A 22425-nucleotide genomic window follows, 5' to 3' on the forward strand; every position below is an offset into this window, starting at 1 on the left:
TTGCGCCTTTTTTGTTTGTGGCCATGTGCGTACAATACTCGTTTTATAGCCAATGTACTTCATATCATGTCAGTAGCGACTTTTTCAGAATTAAACCTTGCCCCCGAACTTTTAGAAGCTCTGCAAGCGGAAAATTATCAAACCCCAACTGCAATTCAAGCGCAGACAATCCCGCTTATTTTATCGGGCGCTGATGTGATGGGCAGTGCACAAACAGGAACAGGTAAAACAGCAGCGTTTGTGTTACCTCTGCTGCATAATTTGTTATCTGAAGAGACACTTCCTGACACGGTTAAAATACTTATTTTAACGCCTACTCGCGAGCTTGCTCAGCAAGTATTTGCAAGTGTAGAGCGCTATGCTGCGCATACTGAGATAAAAGCAGCACTTGCTTATGGCGGTGCCAGTATTGGGCCACAGATCAAAGCCATAAAAGGCGCACAGCTTGTGGTAGCAACACCTGGGCGCTTACTTGATCATGTGATTAAGGGCAGTATTAAGCTTTCAAACATTAATGCCTTGGTGTTTGATGAGGCTGATCGCATGCTTGATATGGGGTTCATCGACGAGATAAAACGTATCTTGCGACATGTGCCAAAAGCGCGTCAAACCTTACTTTTTTCAGCCACATTTGACGACAGCATTTTTAACCTTAGCAAACAGCTCTTAAATGACCCTAAGCTGGTTGAGGTGAATAAACGTAATTCCGCTGCGACAGAAGTAGAGCAAGTTGTTTATGCGGTTGATGAAGACCGTAAGCGTGAACTGGTGTCACATATGATAGGTATGAAAAACTGGCAACAAGTGCTGATATTTACCCGTACCAAACAAACCGCTGATTTACTTGCTAAAGAAATGTGCAAAGACGGCTTAAAAACCGAATCCATTCACGGTGATAAAAGCCAAGGCGCACGTGACAAGGCACTACAAAACTTTAAATCTGGCGCAACGCGTGTGCTTGTGGCAACAGACGTTGCTGCACGTGGTCTTGATATTGCCTCTTTAAGGTACGTGATAAACTATGAGCTGCCTTATGTTGCAGAGGATTATGTGCACCGAATTGGCCGCACAGGGCGAGCGGGTGAGAAAGGTTTTGCAATGTCGCTGGTGAGTATTGATGAACAATACCTGCTTGATGAGATTGATATTTTGCTCGATACACGCCTTACACCGCAATGGTTACCAGGTTATGAACCTGATTTAAGCAAAGAGCCGAAACAAATCAGAAAAAACACCAATAAAGCACGTCGTTCACGAGATAAAAAACGTATTTTAGGAAAAAAAAGTCCGAGACGTCGTTAAATTTGGCGTATATTTAAACTATCCACTGGTTAATTTGAGTGTGTAGTATGTTTGAAGCCAATAAATGTGCATTTCGTCAACCGGACAACCAGTTTTCGCTACAAAAGTGGCAAAAAACAATTGATTTAATGACAGAGCTATTTTCTGCCCCAGCTGGTTTTATCGTGCAAAAAAACAATGATGCGTATCGCATCATTGTGTCAAGCAAACAACAAGAAAACCCCTATGATGTGGGGGCAGAATCAAATGCTGACGATAATATCTTTTGCAAGCAAGTTTTGCGCGACTTAGCACCGCTTTATGTTCCTCATGTGAGTGAGGACAGTCAATGGCATGACAGTCCTTATAGTAAAGATGGCATTGAATCATATTTAGGTGTGCCAATTTGTTGGCCTAATGGAGAACCATTTGGCACATTTTGTGTGATGGATTTTGAACAAACTGATTATCAACCAAGCCTAATAGAACTCATAAAGCAACTCAGAGACATGGTTGAAGATGATTTAGCATTGTTAGATAGCTTCGCACAAATGCGTGAAATTGCCATGCTAGACCCATTAACGAATATTTATAACCGTCGCGCCTTGGACTTACTCTCGCAACATAAATTAAATCTAGCAGCTCGTCTAGGCTTTGAAGTATGCTGCTTATTTATTGATATTAATAACTTTAAACCGCTTAATGATAATTTTGGTCATGAGGTGGGAGACCAAGCTCTAATTAGCCTTGCTGACTCAATGAAAGGCACCTTACGAGAGGCTGATATTATCGGTCGACTAGGTGGTGATGAGTTTGTTGCCCTTCTTCAAGCAACGAGTGGTGATTGTATCGATACGATTATGAAAAAGCTTGAGACCAAGTTTAAGGCAAACCTGCAAAGTCAGGGCTTGCCAGAACTTAGCCTCAGTATCGGCTATGCGATGCTTACTCAACATAATGAAACATTTGCTGATCTTCTAAAACGTGCAGACGAAGATATGTATGAGAAAAAGCAAGCCTATAAACGTGATTAGGCTATTTGCTTCTCTGCCAGGTTTAATTCCATCGTTGCTTTAAGTAAACGGTAAAGATTGATAGATGCATCAATTTCTTCTTTACGGTTAGTTAAACTCTCAATATTTAAGCCAAGCGGTACATTTAAATGAGCGCAACTTTGCAATATTAGGTCGAGGTTTTCACGGCAAATACGTACAGACTCGCTCAGTGGGTTAGCGGAATCAAGCATGCGCCATTTTGTTGCCTCTGGTACAGATATCCCCAACCACTGCATAAACTCAAGTGTTTTCTCACCACCACAGGGTGTGAAAGTAAGAATGATTCGTTTCGGTGAAATGCCAAGTGCTTTACAGCTACGCGCATAACTGGTGATTAAGTCGATTGTAGCCTGTGCGTTATACACAGCTTGGGAGATAAAAAACTGACACCCTTGCTCAGTTTTTTCAAGCAGTCGCTCATGCTCATTGCGTTTGCTAGCATGACGCTCTGCTATGGTAACGCCACCTAAAAATATATCATTATCTTGTTTTTTAAGTGTTTTATAAGCATCTGGCAGGCTCAGTTTGATATCGCCATGAGATGATGGGCTACCAACTAACACTAAGTTTTTTAAATCAAAATCATTACGAGTTTCTGCTAGCCATTCGTTAAACTCAGCTTCACCGCGTTGAGCAACGCTTTTGTACGTAATAACATCTTGTTGAGATAAGTTACGTAACAAATGAGAGTACTCACGTGGATCGACGGTTTCTTTGAATGGAAATGGGCGTGGTTTTGCCGTACGACTACTTTCATCTTGAATGTCATAGATAATCACACCATCGTATTCAATTTCGTGTAAACGACCTAATAGCTTTTGCGCAATGGTTTCAAGCTGAGCTTTATCAGTGCCAGATTTAGGCGGTGTGGTACCAATAAGGTAAACACCTTGATTGGTGTCTTCAATTTTCTCTTGTAATGATAAAGCCATAATCCTCATTCCAGCTGTAGTTGCGTCTATGAGGATAATATAGCAGCCATTTAGACGTCTAGATAGATTTTTTTCGTGAAAGTTTTTCAATGACTATGAATTTTGCTCAACTTAAAAGGCCGTTGTTCGTAAAATTGACACACCTGTTTACATTAATTCTGCCTTCAACCCTCATATTTTCTGGTACTTTGGTGCATAATCAACGGTTAATAACTATGAGAAAAATAACTAACAAGGGAACATAATGAAATTTAGATTATTAGCAACAGCCGTTGCTGTCACGCTAGCGCTCGGCGGATGCGCAAGTAATTCACAGTCAACGATGGTTAAAGAAGTCGAGGTTGAGCAGTCAGTAAGCCAAGATGATAATCGTGTATTTAGCCAAGATTACCTATTAGAAGAGCTTGAAAACGGTCTTCGTGTAATGGTGGTAAAAACAGATTACCCAGATGTTGTGTCACTGCAAATTCCAGTATCGGTTGGTTCACGTAATGAGGTTGAAGCAGGTAAAACCGGTTTTGCACATTTCTTTGAGCATATGATGTTTAAAGGCTCTGAAAAATTCCCGCAAGATGTGTATTCAGATATTCTAAAAAACTCAGGTGTTGATAATCGCGCATACACAACCAATGATTACACTAACTACCACTTAAACTTCTCAAAAGAACATTTAGATAAAGTACTCGAAATTGAAGCGGATATTTTTCAAAACCTGACGTACAGCGAAGAGCAGTTCCGCACTGAAGCGCTTACCGTAAAAGGGGAATATCTAAAGAATAATGCCAGCCCAATTCGTAAGTTACTTTCTGCTGTTCGTAACGAAGCATTCGAAAAACATACGTATAAACACACCACCATGGGCTTTTTTGAAGACATTGAAGCTATGCCTGATCAAATGGCGTATGGTAAAGAGTTCTTCGCTAAGTTTTATAAACCTGAATATGTATCTTTAGTTATTGTTGGTGATGTTGATCCACAAGAAACCATAGCAATGGTGAAAAAGCACTGGGGCAACTGGGAAAAAGGCGATTACCAAGCTGATATTCCTGTTGAGCCAAAACAACAAGCAGCAAAATATGTGCATGAAAAAAATGATGGTTTACCAGGTCACTGGTTGCTTGTGTCTTACAAAGGCACAGCATGGGATCCAACTCAAAAAGACCGTGCAGCCCTTGATCTGATCTCACAGCTTTATTTCTCAAACAACTCGGCACTTTATCAAGAGCTTGTTGTTGATAAACAAATTGCCAGCCAAATGTTTACCTATAACCCTGATACTAAAGATCCTGGATTATTACATGTGTTTGTAAAGGTCGAAAACGAAGCGGACCTTGCAAAAGCCCGTGATGCGATTAACCGTACTTATGCACAAGCACGTACTGAATTAGTTGATGCACAAAAGTTAGCTGATTTAAAATCTAACTTAAAATACAGCTTTATTAATGGTCTTGATTCATCGCAGTCAATTGCCTCAACGCTTGCAAGCTACATGCACTTTGAGCGTGACCCTGAAGTGATAAACCAACTGTATGCAACTGCTGATAGCATCACTCCTGAGGATATCAAAGCGGTAGCAAACAAATATTTTGTTGATTCAAGCCGCACCACAGTGACAATGTCGGCGCTCGATAAAGTGGCAGGCTTTGATCACGAGGTTGACTTAAACGCGGCAGTGGCGAGTATTGAGCAAGCCCCAACAGAGCGTCATTTTAAAGTACTTGATAAAACAAATAGCTCGCCACTGGTTGATGTTAACTGGTTATTCAATACCGGTGCAGCGGCTGATCCACAAGGCAAAAAAGGCTTAGCGGCACTCACTGCTGCAATGCTAGCGCAAGGTGGCTCTGAAACGATGAGCTACAAAGATATTCAAAAAGCGTTATACCCACTGGCGGGAAGCTTTGGCTATCAAATCGATAAAGAGATGATTTCACTACGTGGTCGTGTGCATAAAGACAATGCTGCCAAGTGGTATGCACTTGTTAGCGATCAATTGTTAAATCCTGGCTTTAGAGAAGATGATTTCAAGCGTCTGAAAAAAGAGCTTATTGATAGCATTAAAGCGGGGTTGAAAGCGTCAAATGACGAAGAGTTAGGTAAAGAAGTGCTTTATCATCAGCTTTATAAAGGCCATCCATACGAAAGCTATAACTATGGTGATTTATCAGATCTTGAAGCGTTGACGCTTGACGATGTAAAAGCGTTTTATGCTAATCAGTTTACCCAATCTAAGCTAACTGTGGGTTTAATTGGTGCGATTCCGAGTGATGTTAAATCAACTATGCTGAAAGACTTAACATCGCTTCCACATGGTAAAGAAAGCCGCTTAACGATCCCAGATGCGCCAGTGCTAAAAGGGCATCATGCAACGATTGTTGAAAAATCAGCGCAATCTACCGCTGTGTCATTTGGTTTCCCTATCGATACAATTCGTAGCAGCGATGACTGGACCGCACTTTGGTTAGTGCGCTCTTACTTTGGTGAACACCGCAGCTCAAACAGCTTCTTGTATCAGCGTATTCGTCAAACCCGTGGTATGAACTATGGTGACTATGCATATATTGAGTACTTCCCGCGTGGTATGTTCCAAACTAAACCTGATGCTAACTTAGGTCGTTCAGAGCAAATTTTCCAAGTGTGGTTACGACCGCTTCGTTCTAATAACGATGCGCACTTTGCAACGCGTACGGCGCTGTTTGAGCTTGATAAGCTAATTAAAGAGGGTATTAGTAAAGAAGACTTTGAAGCGACGCGTAACTTCTTAATTAACTTTGTGCCACAAATGGTTGCAAGCCAAGATCGCCAATTAGGCTATGCGCTTGATAGTGAGTTCTATAACACAGAGAGCTTTGTTGACTATGTGCGCGGCAAGCTTGAAAAGCTAACCCTTGATGATGTGAATCGTGTTATTCGCGATAATCTGCAAACAGAGAATATCCACTATGTGTTTATTACTGGTGACGGCAAAGATATGCAAAAACGCTTAGCATCAGAGCAAACATCGCCTATGGTGTACAACGCTGAAAAACCAGCAGAGCTTGTAGCTGAAGATAAAGTGATTGCAGACTATAAACTTGCGATACCGACGAAAAATATTAAAGTGCTTGATGTCGAAAAAGTATTTCAATAATAACTAATCAATGCCCCTGTCTAGGGGCATTTTTTATGTTTAATAGCAAATAACGATGACACTCTGGTTATTAGATATAACCAGAACAAATAAACAACGGGTTAGTACATCTTGCTACAAATCCGTTAAACTTAAGTAATAGCAGTTAGGTACAACCAGAAAGGCAAAATTATGCGTCATGAAATTTGGCAAAAGCTTCGCGAAGAAGCAAACGAAGTCGTTACTCGTGAACCTCTTTTAGCAAGTCACGTTTATTCGTGTGTGTTAAATCATGAGTGCTTGGGTTCGGCGCTGAGTTTTATTGTTGCTAATAAGTTGGCGGATGCAGTGGTTTCAGCATTCACAATTCGTGAATTGTTTGACCAGGCCTTTGTTAAGTGTGATTTGATGTTGACCCATGTCGCTCATGATATAAAAGCAGTAAAAGATCGTGACCCTGCCGCAGATAGCTACTTAACGGTGATACTTAACTTAAAAGGCTTTCATGCAATACAAGCACACCGACTTGCAAACTGTCTTTGGTTACAGAACCGAAAAGAACTTGCTCGCTTTATTCAAAGTAGAACTTCTGAAGTGTTTGGTGTTGATATTCACCCTGCTTGTAAAGTGGGTCATGGTATTATGTTTGACCATGCAACAGGGATTGTAATCGGTGAAACAGCGGTTATTGAAGATAATGTATCGATTCTTCAATCAGTTACTTTAGGTGGTACGGGCAACGAACAAGGTGATCGCCATCCTAAAATTCGTGCGGGTGTGTTGATTGGTGCCGGTGCGAAAGTGTTGGGTAACATTGAAGTAGGAGAGGGCGCACGCATAGGTGCAAACTCTGTGGTATTAAGCCCTGTTCCAGCACATACAACCGTTGTTGGAGTACCTGCTAAAGTGGTGGGTAAACCGAGCTGCCCTTGTCCAGCGGAAAGTATGAATCAAAACTTTCTGGATGACAGCACCACAAGCGCAAGCAATGCATCTCATACCAGTGCAATGCTGTAGTTCTTTATAATAAAGAGCAAAAGTACCTTGTCTAAATTAGCGTTTGGTTTGTCGATTGTAGCGTCATTTATTTGTGGCGCTATCATCATGTTTATGCTTCAAACTGCTAACACCGTTTTACCAACTTCAGAGCGGACGCAAATAAGTGTTATAGAGCCTGCTATTTCTGAGCAAGCAGCGCCAGTTGCACCTATTAGTGTGAGTGGAGTTCCTAATGTTGGGCATCAAACTTCACCTGAAGAATTAACTCAAGAAGCGCTTAAGCAGCAAATTGCTGAGCTTGAATTACAAGTCGAGAGCCAGCAGGCTGTGATTGCAAGTTATCGTACTAACGCACTTACATCCGATGAAATAGACTCCCACCTTGATAAGCTTTACACGCTTTTAGCACAGCAAGAACGCAATGAAGCATGGGCCTATCAAGTTGAAACAGCTATGAGTGACTTTTTAATTATGGCTGACTTACCTATACAGCCAAATGTTAGCATCTCTAAGTGTAAAAGTTCTGTTTGTCAGTTTAAGTTACAACGCCCAGATGACGTTGCAGTACTTCCTGAGCATTATTGGCGAAATATAACAGATGATTTAATGCTGCAAAGCTGGTGGAAACAGTTTAAATATACTTCCACCACATCGAGTGACGATGAGCTAGTCATCGTTGTAAGTACAGACTAATCAAACCACTTTTGATTGCAACTGGCCATCAGCCAATTCAGTGGTGAGCAATTCTCCGCTATTAACCTGTGACACTGATTTCACCACCTGACCTTGTTTGTTTTTAGTAATGCTATAACCACGTGCTAATACACTTAGTGGACTGACTGAATCTAAGCGGCTCGCCTGCAGTGATAGATGATTACGGGATGTTGTAAGTTGGTGCTGTATAGCTTGTGTTAAACGACCTTGAAGCTGTGTAAGCAAGTGCTCATAGCGAGTAAGTTGTTTTTCTGGTGAGCTTTGCATTAAACGAGGAGTAAGGTTGCCAAGTACTCGTTCATGGCGCTGAATTTTACTTTGCATAGCACGATGTAAAGCAAGGCTTAATTCATCCAGCTTTTGTGCCTGCTGATTGAGTTGATTTCGAGGGTGACAAAGTTGTAAGCGATGCTCAAATTGCGTCGCTGTAGTACGTTTAACTGCCAAAGCATGTTTAAAGGCATGATTTAAATGCCTAACAAGCTGATTTACTCTGCTATGTAACTCTTCACTATTTGGACTGACCAACTCGGCTGCTGCAGAAGGTGTGGCTGCGCGTATATCTGCAACATAGTCACTGATAGTGGTATCTACTTCATGGCCCACAGCACTGACAATAGGCAGGTTGCTGGCATAAATGGCGCGTGCCAGTAACTCATGGTTAAAACACCATAAATCTTCTAATGAACCTCCACCACGACCTAATATTAGTACATCTACTTCGTTACGTTGATTGGCGATGTTTATTTTTTCTATTAGCTGGCTGTGAGCATCAGCGCCTTGCACCATGGCCGGATAAATCACCACTTCAAGTTGGGGAGCACGGCGTTTCAAAACGGTTAAAATATCGCGAATGGCCGCACCTGTGGCTGAGGTAATTACGCCAACGCGATTGATATTTGTTGGCAATGGCTTTTTATAAGCCGAGCTAAACAGGCCTTCGGCGGCAAGGCGCATTTTAAGCGCATCGAACTCTTGTTTTAATAAGCCTTCACCAGCAGGTGCCATATGCTCAACAATCAGTTGATAATCACCACGCGGTTCATACAAAGATACACGGGCACGCACAGTGACTTGTGCGCCATTTGCTGGGCGAAATGTTTGGCCACGATTATTACCGCGCCACATAGCTGCTTTTACTTGTGCGCGATCGTCTTTTAATGTGAAATACCAATGTCCTGAAGCAGGCGCAATAAAGTTTGAAATTTCACCACTTAACACTAAAGAAGAAAAGCCGCGTTCTAGCACACTTCGGATCTCTTTATTAAGGCGTGATACGGTATAAATGTCTTGTGAATTACCCATTGCAGCTAAATTTAATCTCTTTGCCATAAACTAAGGCTACTTTATCATAAATAATTGCACAATTTTATTTACTCGGGTTTAGAACGCTGATAAAATTTGGCCGCAATTCCTTATACTCAGATCCACATGTGAGAAGTTGCCAATATGCTTAGAATTGCTAAAGAAGCTCTTACCTTTGACGACGTACTACTAGTACCAGGTCATTCTACTGTTTTGCCACACACGGCAAATATTTCAACTCGCTTAACGCGTGGTATCAATCTTAACTTGCCGCTAGTTTCAGCATCTATGGATACTGTAACTGAAGCACGCTTAGCGATTGCGCTAGCGCAAGAGGGCGGTTTAGGTTTCATCCACAAAAACATGACAATTGAAGAGCAAGCTAAAAACGTACGTAAAGTTAAAACGTACGAAGCGGGCATTGTTTCTTTCCCTGTTACTGTGACTGCGGATCTAACAATTGCTGATGCCATGGCATTAGCAGAAGATAAAGGTTTTTCAGGTTTCCCTGTAACCGACGCTGACAATAACCTTGTAGGTATTGTTACAAGCCGTGATATGCGTTTTGAAACGAAACTTGAGCAGCCTGTTTCTACAGTGATGACGAAAAAAGATTCGTTAGTAACTGTTAAAGAAGGTGCAGACCGTGATGAGATCTTAGGTCTAATGCACGAGCACCGTATCGAAAAAATTCTTGTTGTTGATGATGCATTTAAACTAAAAGGCATGATCACTGTAAAAGATTATCAAAAAGCGCAAGACAAGCCACACGCATGTAAAGATGAACAAGGTCGTCTTCGTGTAGGTGCCGCTGTTGGTGTTGGCGCAGGTACTGACGAGCGTATCGCAGCTCTTGTTGAAGCAGGTGTTGACGTATTACTTATCGATACATCACATGGTCACTCACAAGGTGTAATCGACCGTGTTGCTCAAACACGTCAAGCATATCCAGATCTACAAATCGTAGCAGGTAACGTTGCAACAGCTGAAGGTGCGATTGCCCTTGCTGATGCGGGTGTTGACGCTGTTAAGGTAGGTATTGGCCCAGGTTCTATCTGTACTACTCGTATCGTAACAGGTTGTGGTGTACCACAAATTACAGCGATTTCTGACGCAGTTGAAGGCTTAAAAGGCCGCGATATTCCTGTTATCGCTGACGGTGGTATTCGTTTCTCAGGTGACATCGTAAAAGCACTTGTTGCCGGTGCATCATGTGTAATGGTGGGTTCAATGTTAGCGGGTACTGAAGAAGCACCAGGTGAAGTTGAGCTATACCAAGGTCGTTACTACAAGTCTTACCGTGGTATGGGTAGCCTTGGCGCTATGAACCAAAAAGAAGGTTCATCAGACCGTTACTTCCAAAAATCGAACGAAGCAGACAAGCTTGTTCCTGAAGGTATCGAAGGCCGTGTTGCTTATAAAGGCCCTATCGCGACAATCATCCATCAACAAGTGGGCGGTCTTCGCAGTGCAATGGGCTTAACTGGCTGTGCAACAATTGAAGAGTTAAATACTAAACCTCAATTTGTTCGTGTTACTTCAGCTGGTATGGGTGAATCACATGTTCACGATGTGCAAATCACTAAAGAAGCGCCAAACTACCGCTTAGGTTAATAACCTTAAGGTATTGAAATTACAATGGGCTAGCTTTTGCTAGCCCTAATTTATTTATCATCTCCCTTTGGGAGAGCAGTTCCTGACTAACGAGATACTCCATGAGCAAAGACATTCACGATTCACGAATTCTCATTTTAGATTTTGGTTCGCAATACACACAGTTAATCGCACGTCGTATACGTGAGATTGGTGTTTACTGTGAGCTATGGGCATGGGATGTAACTGAAGAGCAAATCCGCGAATTTAATCCACAAGGTATTATTTTGTCGGGTGGCCCTGAGTCTACAACACTTGAAAACAGCCCACGTGCTCCTGAGTATGTATTTAACGCAGGCGTGCCAGTACTTGGTATTTGTTACGGCATGCAAACAATGGCAACGCAACTGGGTGGTAGTGTACACAGCTCTGATAAGAAAGAGTTTGGTTATGCGCAGGTTGAAAAAGTAGGTGATTGTGCGTTATTTGACGCTATCGAAGACCACATTACTGACGGTGGTGCAGGCGTACTTGACGTTTGGATGAGCCACGGCGATAAAGTGATGGAAGTACCAGAGACTTTCAAAACAACGGCTAAAACGTCAACATGCCCACATGCTGCAATGTCTTGGGAAGAAAAGCGTTTCTACGGCGTACAGTTCCACCCTGAAGTAACTCATACGCATCAAGGTCAACGTTTACTTGAGCGTTTTGCAATTGATATCTGTGGCTGTGAAAAGCTATGGACACCAGCTAAAATCATCGACGATGCGATTGAGCGTATTAAGGAAACTGTAGGTGATGACGAAGTTATCTTAGGTTTATCAGGTGGTGTTGATTCATCTGTTGTAGCCATGCTTATTCACCGTGCAATTGGCGACAAGCTGACGTGTGTATTCGTTGATAACGGTCTTCTTCGTTTAAACGAAGGTCAGCAAGTTATGGACATGTTTGGCAACAAGTTCGGTCTAAACATTGTTAAAGTAGATGCTGAAGAACAGTTCTTAGCAGATCTTGCTGGTAAACACGACCCTGAAGATAAGCGTAAAGCAATTGGTCATACTTTTATTAAAGTATTCGATGAGCAAGCTAAGAAGCTGAAAAGCGCTAAATGGTTAGGTCAAGGTACTATCTACCCAGATGTTATCGAATCTGCTGCATCAGCAACAGGTAAAGCACACGTAATCAAGTCTCACCACAACGTAGGTGGTTTACCAGACGACATGGAAATGGGTCTTGTTGAGCCGTTACGTGAGCTATTCAAAGATGAAGTACGTAAAATTGGTCTTGAGCTTGGCCTACCTTACGACATGCTTTACCGTCACCCATTCCCAGGTCCTGGTTTAGGTGTTCGTGTACTTGGTGAAATCAAGAAAGAGTACTGTGACTTACTACGTCGCGCAGATGCTATCTTCATTGAAGAGCTACACAAAGCAGAGCTTTACCACAAAGTAAGTCAAGCCTTCACTGTATTCTTACCAGTTAAATCGGTAGGTGTAATGGGTGATGCGCGTAAATACGACTGGGTTGTATCACTACGTTGTGTAGAAACAATCGACTTTATGACGGCACGTTGGTCACACCTACCTTATGAGTTCTTAGGTGTGGTTTCTAACCGTATCATCAACGAAATCGATGGTATTTCACGTGTTGTTTACGATATTTCAGGTAAGCCACCGGCAACAATCGAGTGGGAATAATTCACTTTAAGCTAGTCACTTGTACTGAATATTTATAAAGACACAAAAGCCCGCTTTTATAAGCGGGTTTTTTGTTATTTAGTCGTTATCATTTGGTATAACACTCTAGTCCTTGCATATAGAGTTGACTGAGCTCTTCTGCGGATATACTTGGTGCATTTGTGGCCGAATTAGATGATTGTTGAAAGATATGCTGAGCGATTAGTCTACCCATGTTTTGGGCGCTGGAGGTTTTATGAATACGAGTTTCATAAAACTTCTTCAAAATAATCTTGAGGCTAAATTCGGTCTTAAATAATTGAGCTAGGTGCCAAGCATCTTCAAGTGCTTGGCTAGCACCTTGCCCCGATGTGGGTAAGGAAGCATGTGCAGCATCTCCGATAATAATGAGATTCTCCTTGTGCCAATAGGGAAGTGGGTCAATATCATGTACAAATATGCGTTTTAAGCTGCGTGGATTATAACTATTGAGTACCTGTTGAACTTTTTTGGGCCAATCTTGAAAACGCTCATGCATTTCTTCAAACCACTGCTCCATTGGTTTCGTTTTATCAAGGTTACTAGGCCATGCAGCAGCCCAGTAACAATGTTGGTTTGCTACAGGTACTATACCAAAGCGTTCATTATTATCTCTAAAGTCATGAATTGTCTGCTCAAAAGGAGTCAGATCAATTTCACTGGTGCCTATTACATTAATGAAGCCTTGGTATTTAGTTGGCATAGGCACTTTATATAGATACTCTCGAGCTTTCGATTGCATTCGTCCATCACATCCCACCACAAGATCAAACTTATCTTTTAATTGCGCAATGTCTTGAGTATTGACGGCTTGGTTGAAGTGAATAGTGGCACCCAGTTTCTCTAGTCGCTCAGCAAGTATCTTTATTAAGTCACGACGTAATATGCTAATAGTTGAAAAGCCACACAGAGAGTTTAGTGTTTGAATATTAAACTCACTTTGCTGAATAGCTTGTTTGTCGTAATGTCGCATAGCAACTGGTTGACCACCATGCTGGCTGAAATCATCTATTAAACCTAGCCGCTCAAGCACAAAGGTCGCATTAGGCCATAACGTAACACCGGCACCGATTGTAGAAAAGCTGTTGTTTTTTTCGAATAAGGTAACCTTGATACCTTGTTTTCTTGCAAATATCGCTAACGCAAGGCCAGCAATACCTGCACCTATAATGGCTATATGTTTAATTGAACTCATTTAAATCTTCCCAGTTTTTAAGAAAAAAATGATTATCACTGGTCCAATAGATAGGATAAATATGGTAATTTTGGTTTGTAAATCCCATTTTTTGAGATAGTTTTGCTAAACAATATTGAATTACAGTGGCTCCTTAGCTTCCAGAAAGTATTTGAACAATTAAGTTTTAAGCGGGCCGCAGAGCTGTGCCAAATTCCCAAATCAAATGTGAGCCGTCATGTTGCACTTTTAGAACAAGCGTTGAATGTACGGTTATTGGAACGTACAACACGAAAAATGGTTGCGACAGAAGCGGGAGAACTTCTTTACCAAAACTTAACTCCGCTGCTTGTTGCGATGGGGGATGTTTTACAAGAAACCTATCAAAATAGTGATTTAGTTTCAGGGCATTTAAAAGTCATTACACCTGATTTACCGTTTTTGGCAGAGGCTATGGCTGAGTTTTGTTATAAACACCCTAACATTCAGTTAAGTTGTGATACTCAGCTTAATCCTGAAGAGGGGCTATTAGAAGGGTTTGATGTAGTGATACGTTTTGGACGAGGCCCTGTGGAGGACTCTGGATGGGTTGCAAAAGAGCTAGTGCGTTGGCCAAGTTGTGTCGTAGCTTCTCCTCATTTACTAGATAAACACCCTAAACCAAATTCAACGACTGAACTTGGTAAGCTTCCTTGTATTACAAGCTTATCAGTCTTACAAGGAATGCCATGGAAATTCAAACAAGCAGGCACAGTTAATGTTGCATCCCGTTACAAAGTAAATAGTGGGCATATGGCAAAGTCTGCTGCACTTAAAGGGGTAGGTTTTGCGATACTTCCTTATGATGCGTGCAGACAAGAGTTAGAAGAAGGGCTGTTAACTAAAATAGATTCCTTAGCAGATGAGCCTGAAGATTTGGTTTTGTATGCTTTTTATTCTGGGCGTAGATATCCTTTCAAAAAAGTAAAAGCATTTCTTGAGTATCTTCAACTTGTTATTCAGCAACATTATCTTTCAAGCGAATGAAGCGCTTTAAATTATTATAATTGTGTTTGGCTCTTTTAGTTTCTGCAGTAGCTTGGGTATGTTTAAAAAGAGCTTTGTTAGCCTGCTAATTCGCCGTTTTGTTTATTTTGGAAGCAATTGAACTGCAAACCGTGTTTTTTTACTTTACCTTTATAAAAAGCTCTATATAATTCATCGTCATTGCAGGGGCGTAGTTCCAATTGGTAGAACAGCGGTCTCCAAAACCGACGGTTGGGAGTTCGAATCTCTCCGCCCCTGCCATTTCTTCCTACTTTACTTTAATCGCAAATCTTCTTATATTACTTGCTCTTAATCATGATTGAGTTGTTATGAACCCAAGTTACGCTGCGATATTTTCTGTACAACCTTTAGAATTAAATCAACACTTTCAAACTGTGTCTGACGCTTCGCTTGAACACATACCTACGCCTCAACAAACGCCTATAACGCTGCCGTTACAGCTTCATCAAGATCTTGAAAAAGCGCTGTCTCCTTTAGTAATAACGCAAATTGTTAAGGCTACCAGTATAAGTTGGCAAGAGGGCTGTTTAAGCTTGCCAAGCGATAAGCTTACTAGTGAGCAGAAAAAGCAACTTTGGTCTTTAATTGGTGAACAACTTGATAAACTTTAAATCTGTTGATGCAAACGATATTGCACAGCTAATGGTCATTGAAAATGCCTGTCATAGTCATCCGTGGACAGAAAAAACCATGTTATCGTGTTTAGCGGGTCGTTATTTTAATTTGGCTGCTTTTCAAGGCGATGACATGCTGGGTTTCTATATTGGTGAGAAGGCAGGCCCTGATTATACCTTGATGGATATTTGTGTTGCGCCTAAATACCAAGGGCAGGGGATAGCAAGGCAATTACTAACGGCGTTTATTGAATATGGTGAACAGCATGAAGCTGAGAACCTATTTTTGGAAGTACGCGAATCTAACAATCGTGCAATTACTTTATATGAACGTGCGGGCTTCTCACATATGTCAGTGCGAAAAAATTACTACCCAACTGCAACAGGCAATGAAGACGCTATTTTAATGGGGTTAACGCTGAGCTTTTAAGCCCATTAAGCGGCGTTTTCAAGTGCACTAATAAGTGATTCATAGCTTGCATCAACCTGCTCAGTATCATTACTACGTAGCGCGCTTTCAAGTTGCCCTGCGGTTTTATGAATAGCTTCAAAGCCAAAACATCCCGCACTGCCTTTTAAGCTGTGTGCTAATGAGCGCAGTTTTTCCCATTCCTTAGCACGATAAAGCTGAATAACTTGACTCAAATAGTCTGGTAATTTTGAACGATAGTTTTCGTTAATTTGTTGGAATTTCTCACTTTTTAGTAAGTTTTCCCACTTATTCTGGCTGTCTTTTTCTATATTTAAATAACTTACTAAAACTTGTTCTAGGGCACTTTTGTCAATGGGTTTTGCCAAAGCTTCGTTGCAGCCAGCTTTGATATACCTGTCAACATCGGTTTTCATTACATTGGCTGTTAACGCGATGATAGGGCCATCATAGGCTGCGTGTCGAAGCATTTGGGTCGCTTCTAAGCCACCCATCACAGGCATTTGCATATCCATTATAATTAGTTGGTAGTCATTAACTAATGCCATTTCTACAGCTTCTGCGCCATTTTTGGCTATATCAGGCTCAAGCCCCCATGTCTGTAATAATAGCTTGATCAGTAACTGGTTATCGGGATTATCTTCAGCAACCAAAATACTGGCATCAAAGTTATTTTCAGCAAATGATAAGAGTAAATCTTTTCCAGGCGACAGCTGTTTACTATCATAAATAAAGGCGTCATCCTGTAATTGCTTAGCGTTTAGGTGGCAAGCTACTTGAATTGTGAAGCAACTTCCATTGCCAGGTTCACTAACAAGATGGACATCACCTCCTAATAATTGCGCTAAATTCTTTGAAATACATAACCCAAGTCCTGTACCACCAAAGCGGCGAGTTGTGGTGGCATCGGCTTGTTCGAATGGCTTAAATACCCTTTCAACTTCACGCTCAGACATGCCAATACCGGTATCTTTAATTGCAAACTCTAAGAATTGTTTGCTGCTGTTATAGCAAATACTAATAGAGATAGAGCCTTGTTCGGTAAATTTCACTGCATTACTAGCAATATTGATCAAAATTTGTTTTAAACGAGTGGTGTCGCTGTTGATGATTTTGGGGATAGGTAAACTGTAATCGATATCAAATTGCAGTTGTTTTTCATTTGCCAGAGGGCGAATAATTGAGTCTATGTCATGTACAAGCTGCACAACGTGACAAGGACTACACTCTACGGCCAGTTTTTCGGCTTCAATTTTAGACAAGTCGAGAATATTATTAATCAGTTCAAGTAGGTGTTTTGAATTACGTAAAATGGTGCTTAAGTGCTGCTCATCATTGACTGCATTTTTATTATGTAAAAGTTGCTCTGTAAAACCCATAATTGCGGTGAGTGGTGTACGAATTTCATGACTCATATTAGCTAAAAAGCGGCTTTTTAATTGGTTTGCTTGTTCAGCTTGCGCAATGGCCACCTCAAGCTTGCTGTTCATAGCTTCAAGGGCTTTTGTACGGCTTTCTACCTTTTCTTCTAAGTGATGTTTGTATTCTTCAAGCTCATCTTGATAATGACGAATTTGATTCACCATGTGGTTAAAGTCGTTGAAAAGCACGCCGACTTCATCGTTTGTATGGGCTGGCAAATACACGGATAAATCGCCATCCCCAACACGGTGGCTCGCTTCACCAAGTAACTCAACAGGGGTGAGGAGTAAGTTGCGAACAACAATATAAATAAGAATGGGTAAAGCGATCACTGAAATAATGACAATTAAAGCTGTGATCAGGCTAATCGCTTTGCCAGACTGGTAGAGAAGGTTTTTAGGTGTGGTTGATACAAAGTAATCACCATCAGTCATTTGTACTGCGTAAATAATACGCTCTTCTTTATCAATGCTAGAAAGTTCAATACTGGCAAGTTTGCCATAGTCAGCAAGACTCTTAATTTGCTCTAGCTCATATTCACTTAAATAACTACCCCGTAAATCATAGTCAGAGCTAAAAAGAATTTGCCCTTTAGTGGTTAAAAACAAATTTAAGGTGTTATTAAAAGGCGCTTCTAGAATGCTGGTGTTTAAAATCGAGGGCTCAACATGTACAACAATAAAGCCTAGTTGCTGCGGGCGTTTCAAATAATAGTCTATGTTGTAAATTGGATGCACAAAATACAGGCTGGTGGAGCCATCCTCTTTTGGGATCATAAACTGTTGTTGTCGTAAGTTTGACTGCTGTACTTGTTTAAAAAATGGGTACTCTTTTGGAGCGGGTGTTAATTGACTCGAATAGAAGGCATCACTTGTCCCATCTGGCGCTAAGTAGTTAATACTTACAATATCAGGATAGGCCTCCGAATAGCTTGCAAATACATTCATTAACTCACCCAAATGTTCAATATATTGGGTTTTTGAGTCTGTATCGCGAGCTAAAAAATCAGCAAGCACAGGGGATGTTGATAAAAGTCGGGTGATCGAGTGGAAGGAGTCAATATAGTTAAATATTTTTTGTTGTTGTTGCTCAACAAAGCGGCTGACAATAAGTTCAGCTTGTTTTTTTGTGGAGTTAGTTACATTGGTCAGCGTAAACCCGCCTAAAAATAACAAAGGTAAGATCACAAGCGGCGTGATATACCATAATAATCGAATGCTGAGTTTACTGGTTTTCATGACCTAACTTTATTTCCCTCCGTGTAATTTACCAATAGTATGCGTTACAACTTGATTACACAAGCTTAGAAAAAGATGAACAACTAAAACAACAAAAAGGTTGAATAATTACTTACAATCGCTGCTTTTTTGGCTAAGACAAACAGGGTATAATGCCCGCAATTCTATTTTATTTTTACAGTGTGCACTGCTTACTTTTTATGGAGTGAGTATCAGTGGCACTTTGTTCTGACTAAAAGCGGCTTACATGTCTAATTTAACTACCGAAATTAATAAACGACGCACCTTTGCGATCATCTCGCACCCAGATGCGGGTAAAACCACTATTACAGAAAAAGTTCTGTTATTCGGACAAGCGATTCAAAAAGCCGGTACCGTAAAAGGCCGTGGCTCAAACCAGCACGCAAAATCAGACTGGATGGAAATGGAAAAAGAACGTGGTATCTCGGTAACTACGTCTGTTATGCAATTTCCTTACAATGAGCGTCTAGTTAATTTACTTGATACTCCAGGACACGAAGACTTCTCTGAAGATACTTACCGTACATTGACTGCGGTTGACTCATGTCTAATGGTCATCGACGCAGCGAAAGGTGTTGAGGATCGTACTCGTAAATTAATGGAAGTAACACGCTTACGTACCACACCTATCGTAACTTTTATGAATAAGTGTGACCGTGATATTCGTGACCCAATGGAGTTATTAGACGAAGTTGAAACTGAGCTAAACATTGCCTGTGCGCCGGTAACTTGGCCTATTGGTTGTGGTAAAGAGTTTAAAGGTGTGTACCACATTCACCGTGAAGAAACGATTTTGTACAGCACAGGTCAAGGCCACACAATTCAAGAAGTGCGCGTTATTAAAGGTTTAGATAACCCTGAGCTTGATACTGCGATTGGTAGCGAACTTGCTGAGCAGCTTCGTGAAGAGCTAGAGCTTGTCATTGGTGCATCACACGAATTTGATTTAGATCTGTTCTTAGCTGGCGAATTATCACCAGTCTACTTTGGTACAGCACTTGGTAACTTTGGTGTTGACCATGTTCTTGATGGCTTAACTGAGTGGGCTCCTGCGCCATTACCACGTGAAACAGAAGACCGCCAAGTTGCGGCAACAGAAGATAACTTCTCTGGTTTCGTATTTAAAATCCAAGCGAACATGGACCCTAAACACCGTGACCGTATCGCCTTTATGCGTATTGTATCTGGCAAATATAGCCAAGGTATGAAGATGAACCATGTGCGTATTGGTAAGCAAGTGAGTATTTCTGATGCGGTAACCTTCATGGCCGGTGACCGTGAGCGAGCGCAAGATGCTTACGCAGGTGACATCATTGGTTTACATAACCACGGTACAATTCAAATTGGTGATACCTTCACGCAAGGTGAAAAAATGAAGTTTGGTGGTATTCCTAACTTCGCACCAGAATTATTCCGTCGTATTCGCTTAAAAGATCCATTAAAACAAAAGCAATTATTAAAAGGCTTAGTTCAGCTATCTGAAGAAGGTGCTGTGCAAGTATTCAGACCGCTTATCAATAACGACCTTATCGTAGGTGCGGTCGGTGTACTACAGTTTGATGTGGTTGTTGCGCGCTTAAAAGCAGAATACAACGTTGATGCGATTTACGAAGGTGTGAGTGTTAACACTGCACGTTGGGTAAGCTCAGACGATACCAAAAAGCTTGAAGAGTTTAAGCGTAAGTGCGAAAGCAACTTAGCGCTTGATGGTGGCGATAACCTTACTTATATCGCGCCAAGCCGTGTAAACCTAAACTTGTCGATGGAACGCTATCCAGATATCAAGTTTAACCATACGCGCGAAAACTAATACGCTAAGTCTGCTTCAAATTTAAGTGCCCGTACCGCGGGCCATAAAGGTAAAAATTACAATGAATATTCGTACTCTTTTAATCGACAAAGCAATTGCTGCTATGGTTGCAGCCGGGTTACCTGAAGACACTAATCCAGCGGTAACACAAAGCACACGTCCACAGTTTGGTGATTACCAAATCAATGGCGCAATGGGCGCGGCTAAAAAATTAAAATCAAACCCGCGTGAACTTGCACAAAAAATTATCGATAACCTAGACCTTGCTGATATCGCAGAAAAAACTGAAATCGCGGGCCCTGGTTTTATCAATATTCACCTAAAGCCTGAGTTTTTATCAGCTAGCTTAAAAGCAGCAAACGAAGACGAAAAGCTAGCAGTTGCGCCTCATGCAACAGCGCAAAAAGTGGTTGTTGATTACTCATCACCTAACCTTGCTAAAGAAATGCACGTAGGCCACTTACGTTCAACCATCATTGGTGATGCAGTTGTTCGTGCTCTTGAGTTCCGTGGTGATGAAGTTGTTCGTCAAAACCACATGGGTGACTGGGGTACTCAGTTTGGTATGTTAATCGCGCACTTAGAAGATCAAATCAATCAAGGTGTAGATTTAGAGTCTGTAGCGCTGGCCGATCTTGAAACCTTCTACCGTGATGCGAAAAAACGCTTTGATGATGAAGAAGGGTTTGCCGACAAAGCCCGTAATTACGTTGTTAAATTACAAAGCGGCGACGCACACTGCGAAAAGTTGTGGAAGTTATTCATTGCCACTTCTGTAAAGCACTCTGAGGAAGTTTATAAGCGTCTAAACGTAACACTTACGCAAGATGACATCATGGCCGAAAGTGCTTACAACAGCGAACTTGCAAACATCATAGCACTATTAAAAGACAAAAACATTGCCGTTGAGTCTGACGGTGCGCAAGTGGTGTTCTTAGACGAGCTTGCTAACAAAGACGGCGAGCCTTCAGTATTTATCGTACAGAAATCAGGTGGTGGTTTCTTATATGCGACAACTGACTTAGCTGCTTGTGATTACCGCTCAAATAAACTGGGTGCGGATCGCATCTTAATCTTTGTAGATGCACGTCAAAGCTTACACTTCAATCAAGTTGAGCTAACAGCACGTAAAGCAGGTTTATTACGTGATGAAACAAGTTATGAATTCTGCCCATTCGGCACCATGATGGGTGAAGATGGTAAGCCATTCAAAACTCGTACTGGCGGTACCGTTAAACTTGCTGACTTACTTGAAGAGTCTATCACTCGTGCCGCAGCTAAGCTTGCTGAGCGTGAGTCAGACTTAAGCGACGAAGAGCGTAGCGAAATTGCCCGTAAAGTAGGTATTGGCGCAGTGAAATATGCGGATCTCTCTAAGCATCGTACTAGCGACTATATCTTCAACTGGGACACTATGCTGAGCTTTGAAGGTGCGACAGCGCCTTACCTACAATATGCATACACACGTGTTCGCAGTATTTTCCGTAAGTCAGGTATCGATGCAGCGTCATTAACAGCCGACGTTGCAATCAACGAGCCACAAGAAAAAGCGCTGGCGCTTAAACTGCTTCAGTTAGAAGAAGTACTTGATCTAATGATCAGCGAAGCGACACCGCACGTATTATGTGGATACCTATACGAACTAGCAAGCCTATACATGACGTTCTACGAAGCATGCCCAGTTCTAAAAGAAGGCGTAGAGCCAAGTGTTCGTGACAGCCGTTTAGTACTGTGTAATTTGGTTGCGAAGACACTGCACTCAGGGTTGGATCTGTTAGGTATCGAAGTCATGGAGCAAATGTAATCTGCTTCGTGTAGTTCGCTTTAGCTGCGTTAATGAGTTTATTTAGCCTAAGTCACATACAAAACACGTATGCTCCTTGGCATAAATAAACTCATTGCCTTGCTAGCACTCCTACACTTGCAGGAGGCTTAAGTACTCAACGATAAGTCGGTTTTCCGT

At 41.5% G+C, this 22425-nt stretch carries 16 protein-coding genes and 1 tRNA gene; 13 read left to right on the plus strand and 4 right to left on the minus strand.

Annotated elements, in window-relative coordinates; all coding sequences use genetic code 11:
• Window positions 1-66 precede the first annotated feature (66 nt).
• Entirely contained in the window at window positions 67-1302 is a 1236-nt protein-coding gene (locus tag L3V38_RS00330; protein WP_237118030.1) for a DEAD/DEAH box helicase, read from the plus strand.
• 47 nt (window positions 1303-1349) lie between these two features.
• Window positions 1350-2315, plus strand: coding sequence for a sensor domain-containing diguanylate cyclase (locus L3V38_RS00335; RefSeq protein WP_237118031.1), 966 nt, complete (start codon window positions 1350-1352; stop codon window positions 2313-2315).
• Here the strand turns inward: L3V38_RS00335 and L3V38_RS00340 are convergent.
• Window positions 2312-3268 carry a hypothetical protein gene (locus L3V38_RS00340; protein WP_130149596.1) on the minus strand — a complete coding sequence of 319 codons (957 nt, stop codon included), beginning with the start codon at window positions 3266-3268 and terminating at the stop codon, window positions 2312-2314. The genes L3V38_RS00335 and L3V38_RS00340 overlap by 4 nt on opposite strands.
• Window positions 3269-3512: 244 nt before the next feature.
• Here L3V38_RS00340 and L3V38_RS00345 point away from each other — a divergent pair, with 244 nt between their 5' ends.
• From L3V38_RS00345 to L3V38_RS00355, 3 genes are all read left to right on the plus strand, one after another.
• The gene (locus tag L3V38_RS00345; RefSeq protein ID WP_237118032.1) at window positions 3513-6398 is read left to right on the plus strand and encodes a M16 family metallopeptidase; all 2886 of its coding nucleotides are present in this window, start codon (window positions 3513-3515) and stop codon (window positions 6396-6398) included.
• 171 nt (window positions 6399-6569) lie between these two features.
• Window positions 6570-7394, plus strand: coding sequence for a serine O-acetyltransferase (gene cysE, locus L3V38_RS00350; protein ID WP_062569554.1), 825 nt, complete (start codon window positions 6570-6572; stop codon window positions 7392-7394).
• Window positions 7395-7421: 27 nt separating this feature from the next.
• On the plus strand, window positions 7422-8069 hold the full coding sequence (locus L3V38_RS00355) for a hypothetical protein (protein WP_237118033.1): 648 nt from the start codon (window positions 7422-7424) through the stop codon (window positions 8067-8069).
• On the opposite strand, the gene xseA is transcribed toward L3V38_RS00355, so the two are convergent.
• Entirely contained in the window at window positions 8070-9422 is a 1353-nt protein-coding gene (xseA, locus tag L3V38_RS00360) for an exodeoxyribonuclease VII large subunit (RefSeq protein ID WP_237118034.1), read from the minus strand.
• A gap of 117 nt (window positions 9423-9539) precedes the next feature.
• Between xseA and guaB the strand changes: the two genes are divergently transcribed.
• Together guaB and guaA are read left to right on the plus strand one after the other, a co-directional pair.
• Window positions 9540-11009: an IMP dehydrogenase gene (guaB, locus tag L3V38_RS00365; RefSeq protein ID WP_237118035.1), complete on the plus strand. Its 1470-nt coding sequence runs from the start codon at window positions 9540-9542 to the stop codon at window positions 11007-11009.
• 101 nt (window positions 11010-11110) lie between these two features.
• Window positions 11111-12688, plus strand: coding sequence for a glutamine-hydrolyzing GMP synthase (gene guaA, locus L3V38_RS00370; protein ID WP_237118036.1), 1578 nt, complete (start codon window positions 11111-11113; stop codon window positions 12686-12688).
• A gap of 88 nt (window positions 12689-12776) precedes the next feature.
• On the opposite strand, the gene L3V38_RS00375 is transcribed toward guaA, so the two are convergent.
• Window positions 12777-13901 carry an NAD(P)/FAD-dependent oxidoreductase gene (locus L3V38_RS00375; RefSeq protein WP_237118037.1) on the minus strand — a complete coding sequence of 375 codons (1125 nt, stop codon included), beginning with the start codon at window positions 13899-13901 and terminating at the stop codon, window positions 12777-12779.
• A gap of 102 nt (window positions 13902-14003) precedes the next feature.
• Between L3V38_RS00375 and L3V38_RS00380 the strand changes: the two genes are divergently transcribed.
• The 4 genes from L3V38_RS00380 to rimI all read left to right on the plus strand — a co-directional run bounded on the left by L3V38_RS00380 (window position 14004) and on the right by rimI (window position 15971).
• Entirely contained in the window at window positions 14004-14906 is a 903-nt protein-coding gene (locus L3V38_RS00380) for a LysR family transcriptional regulator (protein WP_237118038.1), read from the plus strand.
• 184 nt (window positions 14907-15090) lie between these two features.
• Window positions 15091-15167 (plus strand) — tRNA-Trp (locus tag L3V38_RS00385).
• 68 nt (window positions 15168-15235) lie between these two features.
• Complete coding sequence (locus L3V38_RS00390) at window positions 15236-15538, plus strand: hypothetical protein (RefSeq protein ID WP_130149607.1); 303 nt, start codon at window positions 15236-15238, stop codon at window positions 15536-15538.
• Window positions 15525-15971, plus strand: coding sequence for a ribosomal protein S18-alanine N-acetyltransferase (gene rimI, locus L3V38_RS00395; protein ID WP_237118039.1), 447 nt, complete (start codon window positions 15525-15527; stop codon window positions 15969-15971). The genes L3V38_RS00390 and rimI overlap by 14 nt, the downstream gene beginning before the upstream one ends.
• Window positions 15972-15976: 5 nt before the next feature.
• On the opposite strand, the gene L3V38_RS00400 is transcribed toward rimI, so the two are convergent.
• Window positions 15977-18631, minus strand: coding sequence for a hybrid sensor histidine kinase/response regulator (locus L3V38_RS00400; RefSeq protein WP_237118040.1), 2655 nt, complete (start codon window positions 18629-18631; stop codon window positions 15977-15979).
• A gap of 247 nt (window positions 18632-18878) precedes the next feature.
• On the opposite strand from L3V38_RS00400, the gene prfC reads away from it, so the two are divergent.
• Window positions 18879-20462: a peptide chain release factor 3 gene (prfC, locus tag L3V38_RS00405; protein WP_054551232.1), complete on the plus strand. Its 1584-nt coding sequence runs from the start codon at window positions 18879-18881 to the stop codon at window positions 20460-20462.
• A 61-nt stretch (window positions 20463-20523) separates the two neighbouring features.
• Window positions 20524-22266: an arginine--tRNA ligase gene (gene argS, locus L3V38_RS00410; protein WP_054551233.1), complete on the plus strand. Its 1743-nt coding sequence runs from the start codon at window positions 20524-20526 to the stop codon at window positions 22264-22266.
• Window positions 22267-22425: the final 159 nt, after the last annotated feature.

This window comes from Pseudoalteromonas sp. L1 (assembly GCF_021728095.1).
GTDB lineage: Bacteria > Pseudomonadota > Gammaproteobacteria > Enterobacterales > Alteromonadaceae > Pseudoalteromonas.

What these genes read in the sequence shown, in the direction of transcription:
- L3V38_RS00330 (WP_237118030.1), top strand. Translation starts at nt 67, where the DNA reads ATGTCAGTAGCGACTTTTTCAGAATTAAACCTTGCCCCCGAACTTTTA.
- L3V38_RS00335 (WP_237118031.1), top strand. Translation starts at nt 1,350, where the DNA reads ATGTTTGAAGCCAATAAATGTGCATTTCGTCAACCGGACAACCAGTTT.
- L3V38_RS00340 (WP_130149596.1), bottom strand. Translation starts at nt 3,268, where the DNA reads ATGGCTTTATCATTACAAGAGAAAATTGAAGACACCAATCAAGGTGTT.
- L3V38_RS00345 (WP_237118032.1), top strand. Translation starts at nt 3,513, where the DNA reads ATGAAATTTAGATTATTAGCAACAGCCGTTGCTGTCACGCTAGCGCTC.
- cysE (WP_062569554.1), top strand. Translation starts at nt 6,570, where the DNA reads ATGCGTCATGAAATTTGGCAAAAGCTTCGCGAAGAAGCAAACGAAGTC.
- xseA (WP_237118034.1), bottom strand. Translation starts at nt 9,422, where the DNA reads ATGGCAAAGAGATTAAATTTAGCTGCAATGGGTAATTCACAAGACATT.
- guaB (WP_237118035.1), top strand. Translation starts at nt 9,540, where the DNA reads ATGCTTAGAATTGCTAAAGAAGCTCTTACCTTTGACGACGTACTACTA.
- guaA (WP_237118036.1), top strand. Translation starts at nt 11,111, where the DNA reads ATGAGCAAAGACATTCACGATTCACGAATTCTCATTTTAGATTTTGGT.
- L3V38_RS00375 (WP_237118037.1), bottom strand. Translation starts at nt 13,901, where the DNA reads ATGAGTTCAATTAAACATATAGCCATTATAGGTGCAGGTATTGCTGGC.
- L3V38_RS00390 (WP_130149607.1), top strand. Translation starts at nt 15,236, where the DNA reads ATGAACCCAAGTTACGCTGCGATATTTTCTGTACAACCTTTAGAATTA.
- L3V38_RS00400 (WP_237118040.1), bottom strand. Translation starts at nt 18,631, where the DNA reads ATGAAAACCAGTAAACTCAGCATTCGATTATTATGGTATATCACGCCG.
- prfC (WP_054551232.1), top strand. Translation starts at nt 18,879, where the DNA reads ATGTCTAATTTAACTACCGAAATTAATAAACGACGCACCTTTGCGATC.
- argS (WP_054551233.1), top strand. Translation starts at nt 20,524, where the DNA reads ATGAATATTCGTACTCTTTTAATCGACAAAGCAATTGCTGCTATGGTT.